Here is a 15,385-nt window from a genome sequence, read left to right on the forward strand (position 1 = left end):
CGGGGAGACCGAAGTACGGGCTGGACAGCAGCGCCAGCGCGATCGCGGGCGCGGCCACCCGCGGCCAGAGCCGCCCGCCGCCGAGCAGGCCGCCCAGGACGCCGGCCAGCAGGACCGATGCGGCGCTGGCGGTCGCGCCCATGAGCTTCACGACCGGTGCGGCGACGACGCCCCCGGCCGGGGCGAAGTGGCCCGCGACGGAGAACAGCCAGATCAGCAGCGGGGGCCGGTCCACCCAGTAGTCGCCGTACAGCGACGTGCCCGGGTGCCACTGGCGGCCGAGCACCAAGAACCCGCTCTCGTCGGCGCTCAGGGGTGCATGCAGGAACGGCAGCCAGGCCGCGAACGCCGCGCCGGCGGCGAGGAGCAGCAGACCGGCACCGCCCCGGCTCCACCCGAGCAGGGTGCGCGGTTCACCCGACCGAGGACCGGGGCGCGGTTCGGCGACCGGTGCTGCGGTGATGGATCCGGGAATGGCCACGTCTCGACGGTAGGCGCACCCTGATGAAGGACCGATGAAGGCGGCCTGCCCGAGGCCCGGAACGACGCCGCAGGAGTCGGGCGCCGAGCAGCGCCGCCACCACCACGACCGCGAGACCGACGCCGATCCCCGAGATCACGTGCTCGACCGTGTGCCAGCTGTTGCCGGCCAGGTAGCCGGCGAGCACGACGCCGCCACCCCACGCGGCGGCACCCGCGACGTTGAACAGCGCGAACGTCCGGTACGGCATCCCCGCCATACCGGCCAGGCCCGGGACGAGGACCCGGAGCGCGACGGTGAACCGGCCGAGCAGGACGGCCGGCCCGCCCCGGCGGGCGAGCAGGTCCGAGGCCCGCTCGAGGTGGTCGGCCTTGACGAACCGGCCGACCGAGGAGCGCAGGATCCGCGTCCCCCAGCGCTGGCCGACCAGGTAGCCGACCGCGTCGCCCGCCACGGCGCCGCCGATGGCCGCCGCGAGGACGGCGGCGAGCGGCAGGTGCCCCTGGCCGGCGGCGACGCCGCCGAGCAGCACCGCGATCTCACCGGGGAAGAGGAACCCCACGAACGCCGATGCCTCCAGGGCGGGCAGGCCGAACACCACCAGCAGGCCGAGCCACACCGGCAACGAGAGGAGGTGCTCGACGAGGCCGGTCATCGGGTCGCTCCGGGCGGCACGCTGACGAGCGGCCGCAGAGCGGTGCCCGCGAGCCGGGCGACCAGCGTGCGCACGACCGGGCCGGCGAGCAGGTACGACGCCGCCGCGACCGCGGCCCCCAGGGCCAGGCCGGCGAGCACGTCGAGCGGGAAGTGGGCGCCGACGTAGACCCGGCTGAACGCCATGACCAGGGCGATCACGGCCGTGACGAGCCCGAGCCCGCGGTGAGCCAGCAGGATGCCGGCCGCGACGGCACCGGCCATCACGGCGTGGTCGCTGGGGAACGACGGGTCGCCGCTGCGGGGCACGAGGAGCAGCACGTGCGGCAGCACCGCGTAGGGGCGCGGCTCCGCGACCTCGCCCGAGACGAGCTGGTTGAGGCCGAGGGCCAGCAGCGCACCGACCGGCGCCCAGACCGCGGCGGCCACCCGGGCCAGGTCCCGCTCGCCCCGCGCCAGCCACCAGGACAGCAGCAGCAGCGCCGCGAACAGCACGACGCCGTACTCGGTGAAGAGCCGCACCGGCGCGTGCAGCCAGGGCGTATCGGCCGACAGCTCGTTGACGTCGGTGAACCAGTCCACCTGCAGCTGTGGCCACACCACGGATCCCACGGCCCCTCCTCGCGGGCGGGTCGGGCACCCGCCACGTCGCGGACGGTAGGCGCCGCCGGATGAACCCTGGATGAAGGCGCTGGCTTCACGATGTCTTCACGAGCCGGTGCCCACGATCGCGCCATGACCCGTGACGTTGCAGCCCTCGACCCGCTCCTCCACCTCGCACCGGGCTCGCGGCCCCGGGTCGCCGTCGTCACCGGGAGCTACGGCGCCGGACACGACGCCGCCGCCCGTGAGCTCGCCCGGGTGTTGACCGCTGCGGGCTGCGACCTCGAGATCCACGACGTCGTCGCCCTGCTCCCGTGGCGGCTCGGACCCGTCCTGCGGGCGGCGTACTACGCGCAGGTGCGGCACCGTCCCGGTTCGTGGGGCACGACGCTGCGGTTGGTGGAGCCCGGCCGGCGCCTGCACCGTCGCGTCGCGGCGCTCCTGGCCCTGGCCGCCGACCGGGTCGTCGCAGCCACCCGGGGGTGCGACCTGGTGGTGACCACCCACCCGTTCGGGGCTCAGGCCCTGGGCTGCGCCCGCGCCTCCGGTCGGCTGGGGGTGCCGGTCGTGACGTACCTGACCGACGCCTCGGTCCACTCGCTGTGGGTCCACCCCGGCGTCGATCTCAACCTCGCCATCCACGAGGTCGCCGCCCAGGAGGCGCGCGGGTGGGGCGGGCGCACCGTCGTCGTCCGGCCGCTGGTGCCGCCGCACCTGGGTCACCGGCCCGGGAGCGAGGTCGCCGACCCGCTGGCTGACCACGAGGTGATCGGCCCCCGTGCTCTCGTGACCGGCGGCTCGCTCGGCATGGGCGACCTCGAGCGCACCGCACGCGACGTCCTGGCCGCCGGCGGCATGACCCCGGTGGTCCTGTGCGGCACGGATGCGCGTCTCCGGCGTCGGCTCGCGAGGCTGCCCGGGGTGGTGGCGCTCGGCTGGCGCGAGGACGTCGCAGCGCTGATGGCCACCAGCGCGTGCATCGTCCAGAACGCCGGCGGCTTCACCTCGCTCGAGGGACTCGCGTCGGGCACCCCGGTGATCACCTACCTGCCCCTGCCCGGGCACGGTGCCGCCAGCTCGGCGAACCTCGAGCGCGCGGGCCTCGTGCCGTGGGCGCGCACTCGAGACGACCTGGCACTCCTCCTCGCGGCGGCGGCCGTGAGCGTGCGCGCCGACCGGCTGCCGGCCGGCGCCCCGGAGGTGGTCACCGTGCTGACCGGTGCCAGGATCGGCGGCACGGTGGCGGTCGCATGAGCACCGGCCGGGCCGCGACCCTGGCGGCCGCAGCGGCACTGGGCGTGTGGGCCGGCCCGGCACTCTCCGCCGTCGGGCCCCTGCGCCGGCCGCTGCTCCCCCGGCTCAGCGGGGTGGGGTCGACGGAGCACATCGCGCTGACCTTCGACGACGGGCCGGATCCCCGGAGCACGCCCCACATGCTCGACCTGCTGGCCCGCCACGGACGTCGTGCGACGTTCTTCGTGGTCGGCGAGCAGGTCCGGACGAGTGCGGCTGTCGTGCAGCGGATGGTGGCCGAGGGCCACGAGGTCGCGGTGCACGGCTGGACCCATCGGACGACCGCGCTGGTCGCCCCGACCCGGCTGGCCGGCCAGCTCGCGGCCGCCCGCGCCGAGGTCGAGGACGTGACCGGTGCTCCGGTGAGGTGGTACCGCCCGCCGTACGGCGTCTTGACGACAGACACGCTCCGCGCCTGCCGGACCCTCGACCTGCGGCCCGTGCTGTGGACCGCGTGGGGCCGCGACTGGGTCCGGCACACCACCGGGGAGCGGATCGCCCACACCGTGCTCGCGACGCTCCGGCCCGGCGGCACGATCCTCCTGCACGACACCGACCTGCACGCACGCGGAAGCTGGCGCCCCACCCTCGACGCCACCGACCTGCTGCTGACCGGACCGCTCGCCGATGCGGACGTCGGGCCCCTCTCCGAGCACGGGATCACGCCCGGCGACCGGCCTCCCCGGCGCCGGGGATAGGTTCGCCGGGTGAGCACACCGGACCCGGTCGAGCCGACCCGCCTCGACGCCCGCCAGCTGCGCCGCGCCGTGCTCATCGTCGCCGGCCTGAACTTCTCCTACTTCTTCGTGGAGTTCACGGTCGCGCTCACGGCCGGCTCGGTGTCGCTGCTGGCCGACAGCGTGGACTTCCTCGAGGACACCTCGATCAACCTGCTGATCTTCATCGCGCTGGGCTGGCCGCTGGCGCGGCGGGCCCTGGCCGGCAAGGCGATGGCGTTGATCATCCTCGGCCCCGCCTCGGTGGCCGCGTGGACCGCGATCCAGCGGTTCAGCGACCCGGTCGCGCCCGAGGTGGTGCCACTGGTGCTCGCCTCGCTCGGCGCGATCGTCGTCAACGGCACCAGCGCGCTGGTGCTCGCCAACGTGCGCCACACCGGCGGCTCGCTGAGCCGGGCGGCGTTCCTCTCGGCGCGCAACGACGTGCTCGTCAACGTCGCGATCATCGCGATGGGCCTGGTGACCGCCTGGACCGGGTCCGGCTGGCCGGACCTGGTCCTCGGCACGTTCATCATCCTGCTGGCCGCCCATGCCGCGTGGGAGGTCTGGGAGGTCAGCGAGGAGGAGCGGCTCGCCTCCAAGGCGCTCGCCGGCGAGGAGATCGACTGACGCCTCGGTCGAGGCTCAACCGGTCAGGGCCGGCCGGTGACGGCCGGTCGGTCGCTCAGCCAGGCGCCGAGCTCGGCCACGGTGCCCGCGCTGAGGCCGTGCCCGCCCGGGTCGCGGTGGGCGTACGCTGCGGCGCCGGAGTCGCCGGTCAGGTAGGACCAGGTGCGGTCCAGCAGCTCGCGTGGGATCACCGTGTCCGCATCACCCTGCGCGACGAACACCGGCACCCCGGCCAGCCGCGCGGACGTGACGGGGACACCCGCCTCGAAGGGAAGCGTCCCGTGGAGGATCGCCGCGCCGGCGTACCGGTCCGGCTCGTCGAGCAGCAGCCCGCCGGCGAACGCGGCACCGCCGCTGAACCCGACGAGCACGACGGGACGACCGGCCGGGGCCACCCGGTCGAGCCAACCGCGGAACCACGCCATGGTGTCGGTCAGGGACTCCGCGACCGGCCGGCCGATGCCGCGGTTGGCGAACCAGGCGTAGCCGCCGCCCTCCGCGATCGGCGCGCGGACCGCGGCGTACGACGCACCTGCGGGCAGGTGGCCGGCGAGGCCGACGATCCCCCGCTCGTCGGCGCCCCGCCCGTGCAGGAGCACCACCAGCGGCCGCTGCGGGTCGTCGGGCTCGTGCCACGCGACCACCGGCTCGGCGAACGCGCTCACGAGGCCACCGGCTCACCGGTGACGACCTGACCCGCCGTGGGGACCCCGCCCCACCGGGCCAGCTCGTCGGCCAGGTCCAGGCGCTCGATCGGGGCCGAGCCCTCGTACTCGCCCCAGGCGTCGCGGGGCAGCATCCACATCAGCTCGAACTCGTTGCCGTCGGGGTCGGCGCCGTACACGCTCTTGGTCGCGCCGTGGCTGGACTCGCCGGTGTAGGCACCGGCGTCGACGAGTGCCTGGCGGGCGGCGACGAGCTCCTCGACGGTGTCGAGCTGCCACGCGAGGTGGTAGAGGCCGATGCCGCCGCGCCGCTTCGGGGGCGCGCCCGCCCCCACCCCGAACAGCCCGAGGTCGTGGTGGTTGCCCGAGCGGGGCAACCGCAGGAAGGCGGCGTTGGCGCGGGGCTCGCGGGCGGCCACGGCCATCCCGAACACCTCGGTGTAGAAGCGCTCGGCACGCTCGAGGTCCGCGACGAACAGGACGGCGTGGTTGAGCCGGACGGGAGAGAACGACGGTGAGGACGATGGTGAGAACGACATGATGGCTCCTGAGGTGTTGGGGTCGGGGCAGGCGGGTCAGCCCTGGACCGCGAAGCCGCCGGTCCAGGAGACCTTCTCGGCGGCGGCGAGGCTGATCTGCAGGAAGCCGAGCGCCTCGAGCTCGCGGGCCCGCTGCAGCGACCCGGCGTCGATCACGCGCAGGCCGCCGGCGGACACGACCTCGCCCAGGCGGGCCTTGGCGTCGGCGTCGTCCCCGGCGACGAGGACCGTGGTCACCCGGTCGCCGATCGTGCCGGAGGCCAGGGTCGCGGCGAAGTTGGTGTTGAACGCCTTGAGGACGCGCGCGTCGGGAAGCGCGGCCGCGATCTCGGCGGTGGCCGAGGAGTCGGCCGGGACCGTGAGGGAGTCGAAGGTCTCGAAGTTCACCGGGTTGGTGACGTCGACGACGATCTTGCCGGCGAGCTCGGCGCCGCGCTGGGCCAGCACCTCGCGCACGGCCGGGTAGGGCACGGCCAGGACGACGATGTCGCCGGTGACGGGCGTGGCGGCGTCGCCGCTGCCGAGCAGCTGGGCACTGTGCCCGCCGCGCTCGACGACGGTGGCGATGGCCGGGCCCATGGTGCCGGTTCCGAGGATGGTGACGGTGCTCATGGATGGTGTCCCTTCGTAGACGTCGCACGACAACCCGAATTGGTTGTCACTTCAACTAACAGAACGGGACGTTCAGTTGTTCCCACAACTTCTCTCGGGCAGGATCGGATCGTGGAGACGCGCTGGCTGAGCCCGACCGAGCTGGCGGCCTGGGTGCGCCTGGTCGCCGTGGTGGAGCTGCTGCCCGGCGTGCTCGACACCCAGCTGCGGCGGGACGCGGGGCTGACCAGCTTCGACTACTACGTGCTCGCGATGCTCTCCGAGGCGCCCGACCGCACGCTGCGGATGACCGCGCTGGCGGCGCAGACCAACGCCACGCTGCCGCGGCTCTCGCACGTGGTGCGACGGCTCGAGGAGCGCGGGCTGGTCCACCGCTTCCCGTGCCCCGAGGACCGCCGCGCCACGAACGCCCGCCTCACCGACGAGGGCTGGCGCACCGTCCGCGAGGCCGCGCCCGGTCACGTCGCCAACGTTCGGGAGCACGTGATCGACGCGCTCACCCCGGAGCAGCTCGAGCAGCTGAGTCAGATCGCCGACGCCCTGCTGCCGCGGCTCGATCCCACCGGGACGATGACCGCGCTCTACCAGCGGTACGACCGCGCGTCCGGCCGGCCTACGCCCTCACCAGGTCGGGCGCGCCGGCGCGATTGACGACCGCGAGCTGTTGGAGCGTACGCCGCCGCAGCTCGACCACCTGCCGGCCGTCCAGCCGCTCGCAGACCCAGTCCCAGTGCAGCGAGCACCAGTCGCCGGATCGCACCGTGCCGGCCAGCCCGCGGTCCCCCAGCCGCAGCACCGCGCTCTCCTCGACGGGGACCCCCAGGGTCAGCCGCCAGCCGTCCCAGGTCAGCGGGCGCGACCGCACGACGGCACTGGTCGCCGTGGTCGCGACCACCAGCCCCCACCGGATCCGGCAGCGGTCCATCACACGCAGCGGCTCGGGCCCGCCGTACCCGCCGCGCAGCAGGCCGAGCCACGGGTACACGCCGAGCACGTGGAACGCGTGGTGCGGCAGCGCGCCGATCGGCACCGTGTCGGCGAGGCGGGACCACGACGCCATCGCCAGGCGACCGCGGAACCGGCTCTCCACCGAGTCGCCCATCAGCCGCGGACCGACCCGGTCGAGCAGCCGGTTGCCGATCCAGTAGGCCTCGACCACGCGGGGGTCGAGCGGGTCCGCGATCGTGTTCGCGGCGGCGATCAGCTCCAGATAGGGCCAGGCGCCCTCGAAGCCGCGCAGCAGCCGGCGCAGGTCGGGGTCGTCCGCTCCCGCGGCGACCTGCTCGAGCAGCTGCGCAGCCGCGTCCGGCCCGCAGTAGCCCCGTGCGTTGGGCGGGTAGGCGTAGCGGGCGAACCGCAGCGGTCCGCTCGCCACTCCCCCGCCCGCCGCCTCAGGCATCGGCGCGGGCCAGCTCCGCACGAGGACGCACGCCGAGCCAGCACACGAGCCCCACGGCACCGACCAGCAGCAGCTGCCACCCGGCCTGCGGGGCGAGCGCGGCTCCGTCGACCACGGCCTGGAGCACCGCGGTCACGGGCACGGCGAGCACCAGCACCGCGGTCACGTCGACGGCCTGGGCGCGCGCCAGCGCCGCGAACCAGGTGGCGACGTACGCCGCCAGGAGCAGCCCGGTGAGGAGCACCCAGCCCACCTGCTCTCCGGTCAGCGAGCCGAGCAGGTCCAGCCGGCCGCGGACCGCGAGCCACGACAGCAGCGCGATCGACCCGATCGTCATCCGGGCGACGCCGAGCGTCCACGAGGAGACCGACGCGAGCAGTCGCTTGGCGATCACGACCTCCAGCGACCACAGCGCCGTGGCGCCCAGGATCAACAGCTCCGGCCGGCCGAGCGAGCCGGGCACGCCGCCGGCGATCCCGACCTGGGCGACGAGGAGGGCGCCGATCGCCACCCAGTGGCCCCACTGCAGCCGCTCGCGCAGCAGCGCGACCGCGAGCAGCGCCACCCAGAGCACCAGCGTCTTGTGCAGCAACGCCGCCTGGGTGGACGTGGCGCGAGCCAGCCCCTCGAAGAACAGCACGAACGCCACGCCGCCGCCGAGCACGCCCACGGCGAGCAGTCCCAGCCACGCTCCGGGTCCGTGCGGCAGGGTCGGCGCGGCACCGAGCCGCCCGCGGGCCACCCCCACGACCCCGAGCGCGACCGCGAGCACGACCGCGGCGACCAGGTTCTTCGCCGTGGTGTACGCCGTCGCGTCGGTGAACTCGCGCACCCCGGAGGCGTTCACCCACACGGACACGCCGCTGACCATGGCGGTCCCCAGCGCGAGCAGGATGCCGAGCCTCCTCGTCGTCGTCATGTCGTGCTCCTCTCCCTGATCTCGCGGGCCTGCGCCGCGTCCTCCGCCGTCAGCCGGGCGAGCGCGAAGCCCGCGTGCACGAGCAGCCAGTCGCCCGGCGCGACCGGCACCCCCGGGTCGGGCAGCGTCAGCAGCGACACGGTCCCGGCCCGGCCGCCGACCCGCACCTGCGCCGCCGTCCCTGTGTCGACGCCGACGACCTCCGCGAGCTCACCCAGGCACACCGTTGCGCACCTCCTCCCGCACGAGCTCGACGGCCTCCGGCACCGCCTCGGCGACCGCTGCGGACAGCGGTTCGCCGTGCCGGTACGACGCCGCCTCGACGCCGATGACCACCAGTCGCTCCGGGAGCCGGTGCAGGGCGCGGGCGAGCGCGACCGCGGCGGCCAGTCCGAACCCGTGGGTGCTGCCGCGCCCGCTCGCCTCCCACGACGCGGCCGGCAGCGCGGGCTCGTTGGTGCCGACCACCAGCCGATGCACCCTCCCGGGCGGCGCACCGGAGCGCACCGCGTCGACGACCACGACCGGCGCGTGCCCGGCCCACAGGTCGATGAGCGCGGTCGGGTCGTGGTGGTCGACGACGACGACGTCCGGCAGGTCCAGCTCGGCGACCCGCCGCGCGACGACCACGCCGACCCCGTCGTCGCCACGGTCGGCGTGCCCGAGCCCGACCACCAGCGCGGTCACGACCGCTCCACGGTCAGGTCGAGGAAGTGCGTCGCGCACGAGATGCACGGGTCGTAGTTGCGGACCGCGTGCTCGCAGCGGTGCTGCAGCGCGTGGTCGTCCAGGGCGGCCCACTGGGTGGCCATCGCCCGCAGGTCGGCCTCGATGCTGGCCTGGTTCTGCGAGGTCGGCGGCACGATCTGCGCGTCGCGGATGATCCCGTCGGCGTCGAGCACGTAGCGGTGGAACAGGGTGCCGCGGGGCGCCTCGCTGGCGCCGTACCCCTCGCCCGCCCGCGGCGGCACGGGCACGGCGGGGTCGGACCGGTCGGCCCAGCCCTCGGACCACAGGTCGACGATCCGCAGCGCCTCGTGACAGGCCTCGACGAGCTCGACGGCACGGACCACGATCGAGCGGAACGGGTTGCGGCAGGTCTCGCCGAGTCCCGCGGCGCGCGCGGCGTCGCGGGCGGGCGCCGAGAGCCGGTCGGAGTTGAGCGTGTAGCGGGCCAGCGGGCCCACGACGTACGGCGCTCCGGTGGCCACGAGCCGGGAGTGCAGGGCGTTGCTGTGCGGGACGTGCACCTCCTCGATGCGTTCGGCGAACTCGCCGACCGGGAAGGAGCGGCCCGCGGACGTCACCACCGAACCCGTCTCGATCGGGTAGCCCTCCTCGGCCCGCAGCGAGAGGTACTCGTGCGGCTGCTCGAAGTCGGGGAAGTCGAAGCCGGCCACCACCGCGACCGCCGCGAGCGCGTCGTCGAGGGCCTGCGCGAGGATCGGCCGGAAGGCGCCCAGCTCTGCCGCGGCGGGGAACCGGTAGAACCCGCCGACGCGGACGTTGACGGGGTGCACGGCCCGGCCGCCGACGAGCTCCATCAGCGCGTTGCCGGCCTTCTTCAGCCGCAGCCCGAGCTCGACGACGTCCGCGTGGTCGGCCGCCATCTCGATCGCGCCGTCGTAGCCGAGGAAGTCGGGCGCGTGGAGGAGGAACACGTGGAGCGCGTGGCTCTCGATCCACTCCCCGCAGTAGAGCAGCCGGCGCATCAGCCGGATCTGCTCGGTCACCGCGACCCCGCAGGCGTCCTCGACCGCCCAGCAGGCGCTGGTCTGGTAGGCGACCGGACAGATGCCGCAGATCCGCGCGGTGATGTCGGGTGGCTCGGTGTGGGCGCGCCCGCGCAGGAACGCCTCGTAGAACCGGGGCGGCTCGTAGATGCGCAGCTGCACGTCGGACACGTCGCCGCCCTCGAACGCGATCCGCATCGCGCCCTCGCCCTCGACCCGGGCCAGGGTGCCGACCTTGAGGACCCGTCCACCGTCGGTGAGCTTGTGGGTCACGTGGCCACCTCCTCCTGCTGCCGCGGGGGCTCCCGGTGCGGGGCTTCGTGACGCCGGCTCTCCTGCCGGAACGGCTCGGCGCCGGCGTTGAAGGTCCGGAACACCCGCAGCACCTCGTCCTCGTCCATGCCGAGCGCGCGCAGCCGGTCCGCCTCGGAGCGCGTGTTCGGCGTGTCCTGCGGCCCGAAGCAGCCATAGCAGCCGCGGGAGAACGCCGGGCAGAGCGCGCCGCAGCCGGCCTGGGTGACCGGGCCGAGGCACGGCGTGCCCGAGGCGACCATCACGCACACCGAGCCGCGGCGCTTGCACTCGACGCAGACGCTGTACGTCGGGATCCGCGGCCGCCGCCCGGTCAGCTCGGCCGCGAGCAGCTCCAGCAGCTGGTGCTTGTCGACCGGGCAGCCGCGCAGCTCGAAGTCCACGGTGACGTGCGCGGCGATCGGGGTGGAGCGCTCCAGCGTGGACAGGTACTCCGGGTGGGCGTAGACCACCGAGCGGAACTCGGCGACGTCGGCGAAGTTGCGCAGCGCCTGGATCCCGCCGCTGGTCGCGCAGGCCCCGATGGTCACCAGACGGCGCGAGACCGCACGGACCTGGTGGATCCGCTCGACGTCGTCGGGGGTCGTGATCGAGCCCTCGACGAGCGAGACGTCGTACGGTCCCTCGACCACCGCACGCGTGGCCTCGGGGAAGTAGGCGATCTCCACCGCGCCCGCGAGCGGCACCAGCTCGTCCTCGCAGTTGAGCAGGGTGAGCTGGCAGCCGTCGCAGGACGCGAACTTCCAGACGGCGAGCTTGGGTCGGGCGGTCATCTCACAGCTCCGCCCTGCTCATGAGCGGCTCGAGCCGGTCGAACGGCAGCACCGGCCCGTCCTGGCAGAGGAACAGCTCGCGCAGCTGGCAGTGGCCGCACAGACCGATCCCGCACTTCATGTTGCGCTCCATCGACAGCCGGACCCGTGAGGGGTCGACGCCTCGGGCCACCAACGCGACGGCGGAGTGACGCATCATCACCTCCGGGCCGCAGACCAGCGCGAGCCGCCGGTCGGCGCCGAACGCCACCTTGCCGATCAGCTGGGTGACCAGGCCGATCCGGCCGGTCCAGCCCGCCTCCCCGCGGTCGACGATGATCTCGACGGTGATCCGGTGCTCCTCGGCCCAGGAGCGCAGGTCGTCGGCGAACAGCACGTCCGAGGGGGTGCGCGCGCCGTACAGCAGCGCGACCCGCTCGTAGTCGGCCCGCTCCACACAGATCTCCAGCAGCGCCGGGCGCAGCGGCGCCAGGCCGATCCCGCCGGCGACCAGCACGACGTCGCCGCCCTTGCCGTCGACCACGTCCCAGCCGGTCCCGTACGGGCCACGGACGCCGAGCACCTGTCCCGGTGCCGCGGTGGCCAGGGCGTGCGAGACCGACCCGACGTCGCGGATCGTGTGCTGCAGCGGTCCGGTGCCGCGCGGGTCGCCGCTGATCGAGATCGGCACCTCGCCGACCCCGAAGACCTGCAGCATCGTGAACTGGCCGGCGGCGAACTCCAGACGCTCGCCGTCGCAGGGCTCGAGCTGCACCGTGAGCGTGTCGTGGTTGTCGTGGTGGGTGCTGAGCACCTGGAACCGCCGCGGCAGCATGGGGTACGCCGGGCGGGCCGGCGCCACGGTCGCGGCGCTCACGACCGGTCCCCGTAGAGGTCGAGCAGGCGCACCCGCGCCGAGTGCAGCCGGGTCGACATCACCCGGACCACGCGGCTCAGCAGCGCGTAGCCGAGCGCGGGGTCGGCCTCGCAGCGCTCGCGCAGGCACGCCCCGTCGAACGCCACGGCGCTGGTCTCGGTGACGGCGCGGGCGTCGAAGGTCCAGCGGTAGGGCGGCACCAGCCAGGACCACCCGACCACGTCGTCCGCGTCGGCGGTGTCCAGGACCTGGCGCCCGGTGCCGAGCCGGGTCTCCAGGGCGACCCGGCCGGTCCGGAGCACGAAGAAGGCGTCGGCCGGCTCACCCTCGGCGAACAGGTAGGTCCCCGCCCGGAAGTGCACCAGCGTCGCGCACCGGGCCAGCAGCGCGAGGGCCTCCTCGTCGAGCCCGTCGAAGAACGGATGGTGCGGCAGGTACTGCTCGATCGTGAGCCGGGTCATGGCGCGTCCCTCCTGCCCCCGTCGTGTCCCCCTTGGTCGTGTCGCAGCGCCGCGACCTCGGCGGTGAGATCGATGGCGGCGGGGCACCACGTGATGCAACGGCCGCAGCCGACGCATCCCGACATCCCGAACTGGTCCTCCCAGGACCCGAGCTTGTGCGTCAGCCACTGGCGGTAACGCGCCCGGGTGGACGCCCGGACCGAGCCCCCGTGGATGTAGGAGTACTCGGCGTTGAAGCACGAGTCCCACACCCGCTCGCGCTCGACGAGGCCACCGGTGAGGTCGGTGACGTCGCGGACGTCGGTGCAGAAGCAGGTCGGGCAGACCTGGGTGCAGTTCGTGCACGCCAGGCACCGGGTGGCGACGTCGTCCCAGACCGGGCTCTCCGCCGAGGCGTACAGCAGGTCCTTGAGCCCGTCGGTGTCCAGGCGGCGGCCCATATGCTCGGCGGCCCGCGCGGCGACACCGTCGGCGGCCGCGAGGTCGTCCGGCCCGGCCACGGCCGCACCGGCGATCGGGTCGAGGTCGGCGAGCACCGCGTCGCCGCGCTCGCTGGCCACCTCCACCACGAACCGGTGGCCCAGCTCGTCGAGCACCTCGGTCATCGCGAGGTCGTACGCCGCGGCCGGTCCCGGACCCGCCCCCGGGCGGGGCCCGGTGCCCGTCGACGCGCAGAAGCAGGTGCCGCCCGGGTGGCTGCAGGTCACCGCCACCACGAACGTGTCCGCCCGGCGCAGCGCGTAGGCGGCGTCGGCGTACTGCCGGCCGGCGAGCACGACGTCCTGGATGCCGATCGCCGCCAGGTCGCACGAGCGCACGCCCAGCACTGCGACGGGGCCGTCCTCCTCGGCCGGCTCCGCGGCGACCGGGTGCATGCCGTCGTCCTCATGCCGCACCCGCCACAGCACCTCCTGCGCGGGGAAGAACAGCGGCTTGGCGGACTGGACGCTCGCGGCGTAGCCGAAGAGCAGCGCGTCGTCGCGCCGGTGCAGTCGGTAGTGTCCGGCGTCCTGCTCGTCGCCCCACCCCGCAGGCAGCTCGGCGACCGCGCGGACCGGGCCGAACCCGATCGCGCCGTCGCGCACCACCGGTCCGAGCACGCGGTAGCCCCGGGAGTGCAGGATGTCGAGCAGCGCCTGCAGCCCCTCCGTGGTCAGGATCCGGGCATCCATAGATCTCTCCTGGGGCCCACGGGCCTCGACGCCAGTCTTGTGGGCGCGTCCGGGCCGCGGCCAGGGACACAGGTCACAAGACTCGGGCCCTTTGGAGGGGCGGCCGCCGAGGGTCCGGCTCAGAGGACCCCGGACCTGGGGCGCAGGGCGGGGCAGGTGATCTTGTGCGTCGACGGGGTCCCGGTCCAGGAGCCGAGCCGCGAGGTGATCGTCAACGTCCAGTGGGTCGCGCTGAGGTCGTTGGGCACGCCGCCGGACGTCATCGAGACCGACCGCTGCGTCGAGGTGACCGTCACGTCGACGCCCGGGCCGGTCAACCGGTAGTCGTAGGTCGCCCCCGCCGGGCCCGCGTCGGTGAACGTGTCGACCTCGACGTCGACGCCCTCGGTGAAGAACGGCAGCGCACAGCGGTAGCTGCCGGTGACGTCCGTCGGGGTCTCCATCCGGTCGGTCCCGACCGTGACGGCGACGGCCTGGCGGCTCGTGAACGTCGCAGCCGCGACCGACGGCACCAGCACCAAGGCGGCCAGGACCAGCAGGACGACCGTGGCACGGCGGCCGTGGTCGAGGCGGGTCATCGGGCTGCTCCCGGGCTAGGAGATCGGTACACCGACCACGGTGCCTCGGCGTACGCAAGGACGACGTCAACCGGCCTCAAGACACCCGCAAGAAATGACATCATCGGCCCATGGAGGCCGACGCGGGGACCGCCGCCACGGCGGGCCGGGTGGCGCTCGTGGTCGAGGACGACGAGGACATCCGCGCGCTGATCGAGTTCACGCTCGCGACGCAGGGCTTCGAGGTCATCGCCGTCGGCTCCGGGCTCGAGGGCGTCGAGGCGGTCCGCGACCACCATCCCGACCTGATCACGCTCGACCTGGGCCTGCCCGGGATCGACGGCATCGAGGCCTGCCGCCGGATCCGCGAGATCAGCGACGCGTACGTCGTGATGATCACCGCCCGCGACGAGGAGATCGACCGGCTGCTCGGCCTCGAGACCGGTGCCGACGACTTCATCGCCAAGCCGTTCAGCGCACGCGAGCTCAAGGCGCGGGTCAACGCGATGTTCCGGCGCCCCCGCACCGTCGGCGGGGTGCCGGCCGTCGAGGTGACCGGCGAGGGGCCCCATGAGGTGCTGGTCCACGGGCCGCTGCGCGTCGACGTCGAGAGCCGCCGCGCGTTCCGCGACGACCAGGAGCTGGTCCTCACGCGCACCGAGTTCGACCTGCTCACCGAGCTCATGCGGGCCCCGGCGCGGGTGTGGTCGCGCGAGGCGCTGCTGCGCTCGGTCTGGGGCACCGACTGGGCCTCCGACACCCACCTCGTCGAGGTCCACGTCGGCAACCTGCGCCGCAAGCTCAGCCAGGGCATCGACCCGGGCACCCGGTTCATCCACACGGTCCGCGGCGTCGGCTACCGGATGGAGCTGCCGGCGTAGGCGCGGGTCAGGGCGTGAGGTACGCCGCGAGCGCCCGGTCGACCCGCTCGACGGCCGGCGCCAGCGCGAGGAAGGCCGCCCGTGCGGCCGCGACGTCGCGCACCCGGAGCTCCCGCTCGATCGCCGCGC

At 74.3% G+C, this 15,385-nt stretch carries 20 protein-coding genes and 1 pseudogene; 5 read left to right on the plus strand and 16 right to left on the minus strand.

The genetic code is table 11. From position 1 onward, the window contains the following. The 3 genes and pseudogenes from VGD85_RS21660 to VGD85_RS21670 form a co-directional block, all read right to left on the minus strand. Positions 1-481 (minus strand): annotated as a pseudogene (locus tag VGD85_RS21660) (hypothetical protein); the annotation flags it as partial. Beyond that, positions 414-1,136 (minus strand): DedA family protein, encoded by a 723-nt coding sequence (locus VGD85_RS21665; protein ID WP_331065507.1) that lies wholly within the window; start codon positions 1,134-1,136, stop codon positions 414-416. The gene VGD85_RS21665 and the pseudogene VGD85_RS21660, both read right to left, overlap by 68 nt. Further along, positions 1,133-1,747 (minus strand): phosphatase PAP2 family protein, encoded by a 615-nt coding sequence (locus tag VGD85_RS21670; RefSeq protein WP_331065508.1) that lies wholly within the window; start codon positions 1,745-1,747, stop codon positions 1,133-1,135. Before VGD85_RS21670 ends, VGD85_RS21665 begins: the two co-directional genes overlap by 4 nt. Positions 1,748-1,870: 123 nt before the next feature. On the opposite strand from VGD85_RS21670, the gene VGD85_RS21675 reads away from it, so the two are divergent. The 3 genes from VGD85_RS21675 to VGD85_RS21685 are packed head-to-tail and all read left to right on the plus strand — an operon-like array spanning position 1,871 to position 4,377. Beyond that, positions 1,871-2,992: an MGDG synthase family glycosyltransferase gene (locus VGD85_RS21675; RefSeq protein WP_331065509.1), complete on the plus strand. Its 1,122-nt coding sequence runs from the start codon at positions 1,871-1,873 to the stop codon at positions 2,990-2,992. After that, complete coding sequence (locus VGD85_RS21680) at positions 2,989-3,729, plus strand: polysaccharide deacetylase family protein (RefSeq protein ID WP_331065510.1); 741 nt, start codon at positions 2,989-2,991, stop codon at positions 3,727-3,729. Before VGD85_RS21675 ends, VGD85_RS21680 begins: the two co-directional genes overlap by 4 nt. 9 nt (positions 3,730-3,738) lie before the next feature. Continuing rightward, complete coding sequence (locus VGD85_RS21685) at positions 3,739-4,377, plus strand: cation transporter (RefSeq protein ID WP_331065511.1); 639 nt, start codon at positions 3,739-3,741, stop codon at positions 4,375-4,377. Between the two features lie 23 nt (positions 4,378-4,400). Here the strand turns inward: VGD85_RS21685 and VGD85_RS21690 are convergent, their stop codons facing one another. Genes VGD85_RS21690 through VGD85_RS21700 form a run of 3 tightly spaced genes read right to left on the minus strand, consistent with a single transcriptional unit; the run spans position 4,401 to position 6,193 of the window. Then, entirely contained in the window at positions 4,401-5,042 is a 642-nt protein-coding gene (locus VGD85_RS21690) for a serine esterase (RefSeq protein WP_331065512.1), read from the minus strand. Further along, positions 5,039-5,581 carry a VOC family protein gene (locus VGD85_RS21695; RefSeq protein ID WP_331065513.1) on the minus strand — a complete coding sequence of 181 codons (543 nt, stop codon included), beginning with the start codon at positions 5,579-5,581 and terminating at the stop codon, positions 5,039-5,041. Before VGD85_RS21695 ends, VGD85_RS21690 begins: the two co-directional genes overlap by 4 nt. Positions 5,582-5,617: 36 nt before the next feature. Beyond that, the gene (locus VGD85_RS21700) at positions 5,618-6,193 is read right to left on the minus strand and encodes an NADPH-dependent F420 reductase (protein ID WP_331065514.1); all 576 of its coding nucleotides are present in this window, start codon (positions 6,191-6,193) and stop codon (positions 5,618-5,620) included. A gap of 111 nt (positions 6,194-6,304) precedes the next feature. Here VGD85_RS21700 and VGD85_RS21705 point away from each other — a divergent pair, with 111 nt between their 5' ends. Then, positions 6,305-6,844 (plus strand): MarR family winged helix-turn-helix transcriptional regulator, encoded by a 540-nt coding sequence (locus VGD85_RS21705; protein WP_331065515.1) that lies wholly within the window; start codon positions 6,305-6,307, stop codon positions 6,842-6,844. Here VGD85_RS21705 and VGD85_RS21710 read toward each other — a convergent pair. The 10 genes from VGD85_RS21710 to VGD85_RS21755 all read right to left on the minus strand — a co-directional run bounded on the left by VGD85_RS21710 (position 6,807) and on the right by VGD85_RS21755 (position 14,396). Next, complete coding sequence (locus tag VGD85_RS21710) at positions 6,807-7,592, minus strand: DUF6390 family protein (protein WP_331065516.1); 786 nt, start codon at positions 7,590-7,592, stop codon at positions 6,807-6,809. The two genes, VGD85_RS21705 and VGD85_RS21710, sit on opposite strands and share 38 nt — an antisense overlap. After that, on the minus strand, positions 7,585-8,511 hold the full coding sequence (locus VGD85_RS21715; protein WP_331065517.1) for a DMT family transporter: 927 nt from the start codon (positions 8,509-8,511) through the stop codon (positions 7,585-7,587). The genes VGD85_RS21710 and VGD85_RS21715 overlap by 8 nt, the downstream gene beginning before the upstream one ends. Next, positions 8,508-8,735, minus strand: a complete 228-nt coding sequence (locus VGD85_RS21720; RefSeq protein WP_331065518.1) for a HypC/HybG/HupF family hydrogenase formation chaperone — start codon at positions 8,733-8,735, stop codon at positions 8,508-8,510. The genes VGD85_RS21715 and VGD85_RS21720 overlap by 4 nt, the downstream gene beginning before the upstream one ends. Then, positions 8,722-9,198, minus strand: coding sequence for a hydrogenase maturation protease (locus VGD85_RS21725; RefSeq protein ID WP_331065519.1), 477 nt, complete (start codon positions 9,196-9,198; stop codon positions 8,722-8,724). Before VGD85_RS21725 ends, VGD85_RS21720 begins: the two co-directional genes overlap by 14 nt. Continuing rightward, positions 9,195-10,517, minus strand: coding sequence for a Ni/Fe hydrogenase subunit alpha (locus VGD85_RS21730; protein WP_331065520.1), 1,323 nt, complete (start codon positions 10,515-10,517; stop codon positions 9,195-9,197). Before VGD85_RS21730 ends, VGD85_RS21725 begins: the two co-directional genes overlap by 4 nt. Further along, entirely contained in the window at positions 10,514-11,329 is an 816-nt protein-coding gene (locus VGD85_RS21735) for a hypothetical protein (RefSeq protein WP_331065521.1), read from the minus strand. The genes VGD85_RS21730 and VGD85_RS21735 overlap by 4 nt, the downstream gene beginning before the upstream one ends. Position 11,330: 1 nt before the next feature. Beyond that, positions 11,331-12,185, minus strand: a complete 855-nt coding sequence (locus tag VGD85_RS21740; RefSeq protein WP_331065522.1) for an FAD/NAD(P)-binding protein — start codon at positions 12,183-12,185, stop codon at positions 11,331-11,333. Then, positions 12,182-12,646, minus strand: a complete 465-nt coding sequence (locus tag VGD85_RS21745; protein WP_331065523.1) for a cyclic nucleotide-binding domain-containing protein — start codon at positions 12,644-12,646, stop codon at positions 12,182-12,184. Before VGD85_RS21745 ends, VGD85_RS21740 begins: the two co-directional genes overlap by 4 nt. After that, positions 12,643-13,818, minus strand: a complete 1,176-nt coding sequence (locus VGD85_RS21750) for a 4Fe-4S dicluster domain-containing protein (RefSeq protein ID WP_331065524.1) — start codon at positions 13,816-13,818, stop codon at positions 12,643-12,645. Before VGD85_RS21750 ends, VGD85_RS21745 begins: the two co-directional genes overlap by 4 nt. A gap of 119 nt (positions 13,819-13,937) precedes the next feature. Beyond that, on the minus strand, positions 13,938-14,396 hold the full coding sequence (locus VGD85_RS21755; protein ID WP_331065525.1) for a hypothetical protein: 459 nt from the start codon (positions 14,394-14,396) through the stop codon (positions 13,938-13,940). Between the two features lie 110 nt (positions 14,397-14,506). On the opposite strand from VGD85_RS21755, the gene VGD85_RS21760 reads away from it, so the two are divergent. Further along, positions 14,507-15,256, plus strand: coding sequence for a response regulator transcription factor (locus VGD85_RS21760; protein ID WP_331065526.1), 750 nt, complete (start codon positions 14,507-14,509; stop codon positions 15,254-15,256). Positions 15,257-15,385: the final 129 nt, after the last annotated feature.

The sequence above is a fragment of the Nocardioides sp. genome, from assembly GCF_036401255.1.
Lineage (GTDB): Bacteria > Actinomycetota > Actinomycetes > Propionibacteriales > Nocardioidaceae > Nocardioides.